This is a genomic window from Candidatus Melainabacteria bacterium RIFOXYA2_FULL_32_9, from assembly GCA_001784615.1.
In the GTDB taxonomy this organism is placed as follows: Bacteria; Cyanobacteriota; Vampirovibrionia; order Gastranaerophilales; family UBA9579; genus UBA9579.
In genome coordinates this window covers 1-4,241 of sequence record MFRQ01000157.1, presented here as the reverse complement: position 1 = coordinate 4,241, position 4,241 = coordinate 1, and the positions used below count along the sequence as shown (strand labels likewise).

The 4,241-nt window shown below is 32.1% G+C and carries 4 protein-coding genes; 3 read left to right on the top strand and 1 reads right to left on the bottom strand.

Features of this window, described 5'->3' with window-relative positions:
- Nucleotides 1-187 precede the first annotated feature (187 nt).
- The 3 genes from A2255_02830 (at nucleotide 188) to A2255_02820 (ending at nucleotide 3,429) form a co-directional block, all read left to right on the top strand.
- Entirely contained in the window at nucleotides 188-1,762 is a 1,575-nt protein-coding gene (locus A2255_02830; GenBank protein OGI17082.1) for a methionine--tRNA ligase, read from the top strand.
- Nucleotides 1,763-1,873: 111 nt separating this feature from the next.
- Nucleotides 1,874-2,656: a hydrolase TatD gene (locus A2255_02825; protein OGI17081.1), complete on the top strand. Its 783-nt coding sequence runs from the start codon at nucleotides 1,874-1,876 to the stop codon at nucleotides 2,654-2,656.
- Nucleotides 2,657-3,048: 392 nt separating this feature from the next.
- On the top strand, nucleotides 3,049-3,429 hold the full coding sequence (locus A2255_02820) for a hypothetical protein (protein ID OGI17080.1): 381 nt from the start codon (nucleotides 3,049-3,051) through the stop codon (nucleotides 3,427-3,429).
- A gap of 68 nt (nucleotides 3,430-3,497) precedes the next feature.
- Here the strand turns inward: A2255_02820 and A2255_02815 are convergent, their stop codons facing one another.
- Nucleotides 3,498-3,971 (bottom strand): hypothetical protein, encoded by a 474-nt coding sequence (locus tag A2255_02815; GenBank protein ID OGI17079.1) that lies wholly within the window; start codon nucleotides 3,969-3,971, stop codon nucleotides 3,498-3,500.
- Between the last annotated feature and the right edge of the window lie 270 nt (nucleotides 3,972-4,241).

Genomic DNA, 4,241 nt, shown 5'->3' with positions numbered 1-4,241 from the left:
TAACCATTTCTTTTTCCTTTCACTCTATATAAAAACTATATTTTTGCTATAATAAACTGGATTCAATCTATTTCACAGGTGAATAAGTAGTTCAGTAATAGTAATAAATAACGATTGTAACAAATATCCACACTACGTTTATTAGTATATATCAAAAATCATCTTAAGTAGGAAAAAAGGGCTAATTATGGATAAATTTTATATTACTACAGCTATAGATTATGTAAATGCACCTCCGCATATAGGCCATGCTTATGAAAAAATTGCAGCAGATGTTATCGCAAGGCATTTTAGACAAAGAGATATTAATGTATTCTTTTTAACCGGCACTGATGAGCACGGAATTAAGATAGAAAGAACAGCTGCAAGCAAAGGCATGACTCCTCAAGAATTCTGTGATTCTATAGCAGTAAAGTTTAAAGAAGCCTGGAAGTTAATAGACATATCTTACGATAGATTTATCCGTACAACAGAACAAGACCATAGAAAAGTTGTCCAGCATATATTCAAAACCCTTTTAGATAAAGGAGATATATATAAAGCTTCTTATACAGGATTATACTGTACAGGATGTGAGTGTTTTGTTTCACCAAGAGATCTGACAGAAGATGGTTTCTGCCCTGATCATAAAACCAAGCCTCAAGAGATTCAGGAAGAAAATTATTTCTTTAAGCTGTCAAAATATAAGGACAAGATAAGAGAGCATATTCTAAATAATCCTGAATTTATTCTGCCTGAATATAAAGTCAATGAAGTTTTAAATCAGCTACAGGAAACCGGAGATATTAGCGTTTCAAGAGCTAAAACTTCTGTAAGCTGGGGTATTCCTGTTCCTAATGATGATTCTCAGGTAATTTATGTCTGGATTGACGCCTTATCAAATTATCTAACAGGTATAGGATATTTAACTAACCAAGAATTGTACAAGGAATTCTGGCCTGCTGATAACCATATGATAGGCAAAGATATACTTAAATTCCACTCAATATATTGGATAGCTATTTTAATGGCAATGGAGTTACCCTTACCAAAGACAATTTATGCTCATGGTTGGATAACTGTTGATGAAACTAAAATGAGTAAGTCCCTTGGTAATGTGATAAGCCCTACGGATATAATTACTGAGCACCAACTGCCAAACGCTGATTCATTGAGATATTTCCTCATGACAACAGCACCATTCGGTAGAGATGGCAATTACAATGATGAAGACTTTAAAAATAAAGTTAATGCAGATTTAGCAAATAATCTTGGTAATTTATTAAATAGAAGCTCAAGTATGCTTGTAAAATACTTCGATGGAAATATCACTTCTGAAGCTGTGACAGGTTATGAAAATAATGAATTAGCTCAACTATGCAATTCAACTAAACAAATTGTTATAGAAAACTTTGATAAGTATAGTATTTCAGAAGCAGCTGAAGCTGTATTTGATCTGGTAGACAAAACCAACAAGTATGTTAATGAAAAAGCTCCATGGACTCTGGCTAAAAATCCGGAAACACTAACTGAGTGCGCACAAGTGCTTTATAATGTCCTGGAAACGTTAAGGCAAGTAAGTATTTTACTTTATCCTTATATACCGAATATTTCAGAAGATATGTGGCAGCAATTATCACTTGAAGGTAAAGTTGCTGATAAAAATCTGTCAGATGTTAAGTGGGGCGGTTTACAGGCAGGAAAAGTAGCGTCAAAAGAAACAGTAAAGCCTGTATTCTTAAGAATTGACTCTGAGTTTGCAGGTGCTGAGAAAAAGAAATAACTAAATTTAATAAATAATCGTACTGCTCATTCTAAGTATATTCCTGTTGTCATTCTGAGCGTAGCGAAGAATCTCAACCATTAAAACAATTTGAGAGTATAAAAGGTGATTATGACTAATAACTATAAACTTATAGATACTCATGCCCATATGGATTTTGATGTATATCAGGATAATTTGGATGAAATACTCGAAAATGCCAGATCTATAGGCGTAGGAAAAATCATAGTTCCCGGGGTAACAATAAAAGATATTCCAAGAATAATTGAACTAATTGAGAAATATGATTATTTATATGGAGCAGTATCTCAACACCCTTCTGATGTTAAAGATTGGGATGAAAATTGTTATAACAAGCTCAAAAAATATGCACAACACCCTAAAATAGTAGCTATAGGGGAAACAGGTCTGGATTATTACTGGGATAAAACACATATTGATCTGCAAAAGCACGTTTTTAAAGAACATATAAAACTGGCAAAAGAATTAAATTTACCGTTAATAATACATAATAGAGATGCTCATGCTGATACTTTAGAGATTCTAAAAGAAACTCAATCAGAAAAAGTTGGCGGAGTTATGCATTGTTTCTCAGGAAGTGCTGAATTCGCCATTGAATGTATAAAAGCAGGTTTTTATATCGCATTAGGCGGCCCGGTCACGTTTAAAAATGCTAAAAAGCCAAAAGAAGTTGCTAAAGCAGTTCCTTTAGAGAAACTTTTACTTGAGACAGACTCTCCATTTCTATCCCCCCATCCTTATCGTGGAGAAAGAAATGATCCTTCGAAAATAAAGCTTGTAGCAGAAGAAATAGCTAAAATTAAAGAGATTCCCTTGGAGGAAGTTGCTTATGCTACAACACAGAATGCAAAAAAATTGTTTAATATTAAATAAAAGCACCCATATAGGTCTATACTTAGAGATTGCCACGCAAGTACGATTATTTCTTAAAGCTACAATTCATTGCTCGCAATGACAGTGCGTAATATTGGGATGATTGATGAGTTAAGACGGTGCGAAGCACCTAGCTATGACATACACAATTATTTAAGTTGCAATTTGAGTATTAAGGACGCAATAAAAAATACTTACGCATTTTTTATTGCTCGTTTATTTGCTGGTTACGGGAAGCAGGCTACAAAAATATTTATTGGATTTTTCATCAAAATCCATAAGTATTTTTTTCGCTGTCCTTAAATAAAGTAAATATTTGCTAATTTTTTAGGAAATAAATTAATAAGCTTTGTTTTAATTAAAACAGTTTTATTTTGTATAAAGGGACGCTTATGTTGACAAGCAATATTTCAAGATTGCAAACAATGGACAATACAAATTTTCAAAAAAATGTTTTCGGTAATAGTCCTAAAGCTTCATCCGGCATAGAAGCACCAAAGCAGGTATCGTTTGGTTGTGCAGCTGATGGTGGCATTCCGGAAATATCACTATTCCTTATAACTAGTGCTGTTCTTAGGAAAGTTAACCCTAAAAAAGCTGAGCAATTAAGTAATTTCGTTGCCAATCACTTTAATTTTAAAATTAAAAACTTCGAATTACCAATAGGAAGAAAAGCAGCTGCCTTTGAAAAATGGGAAAACAAACATTTAAGTGCTATTGCTAGCAAACTAGACACTTCTCTTAGAAAATATGTTACAAATAGAGTTTTTTAAGGCCATAAAAAATTCTTAATAAAAAAATAACCAGGAATTTCTGGTTATTTTTTTATTATTTTAAGTTTCTAAACATTATGCAAATTATTACAGCGTCTATGATCTAAATTATTTCTTGCTTCACTAATATCCAGACTGGCATTAAATAATGTTATACCTAGTTTTGCAAGTCCTACAGCAGCTGCTGCACCGATAATAAGTGGTTTTGGCATATGCTTAATTGCTTCTTTTTCTTTTCTGAAATTTTTAACAAAATCTACAGCTTTTAAGCCGCCATATGTTAAACCACCAAGAATACCACCTGTTATTGTTCCGCCAATAGCAGCTTTTGTATAACCTACTACTGTAACATAAGCTTTTTTAGCACCAAAAATAAAGTTTTTTACTTTTTGAATAACGCCAACTTTGGGTTTTTCTTGAGAAGAAAACTGAACATTATCAGTATTCTGAGAAACAGGAACACTTGCACCTTTTTCCTGCCTTGCTCGAGCATTTATGATATTCAATCTGTCATTTACTAGAGAGACTGGTTTTATATCCATAATTTGTACCTTCTTTTTATAAGATTACATGACTATAAAAACAGAAAAAATAAAAATTTGCTAGTTTTTTAAAAAATTTTAATTATATTTAACGATTTTAATCGATGTTAGATTCACTTAAAATATAGTCACACAATTCTAACACCTTAATTATCTTTGTAAACTCCTAAAATTATTAAAATTATAGTGGTATAAAATTCTAGAAATATTATAATAATGTTAAATATTGCTAGCAGGAAAAATGGAAATACTTGGGAAGAAATGGAAAAT

What these genes read in the sequence shown, in the direction of transcription:
- A2255_02830 (OGI17082.1), top strand. Translation starts at nt 188, where the DNA reads ATGGATAAATTTTATATTACTACAGCTATAGATTATGTAAATGCACCT.
- A2255_02825 (OGI17081.1), top strand. Translation starts at nt 1,874, where the DNA reads ATGACTAATAACTATAAACTTATAGATACTCATGCCCATATGGATTTT.
- A2255_02820 (OGI17080.1), top strand. Translation starts at nt 3,049, where the DNA reads ATGTTGACAAGCAATATTTCAAGATTGCAAACAATGGACAATACAAAT.
- A2255_02815 (OGI17079.1), bottom strand. Translation starts at nt 3,971, where the DNA reads ATGGATATAAAACCAGTCTCTCTAGTAAATGACAGATTGAATATCATA.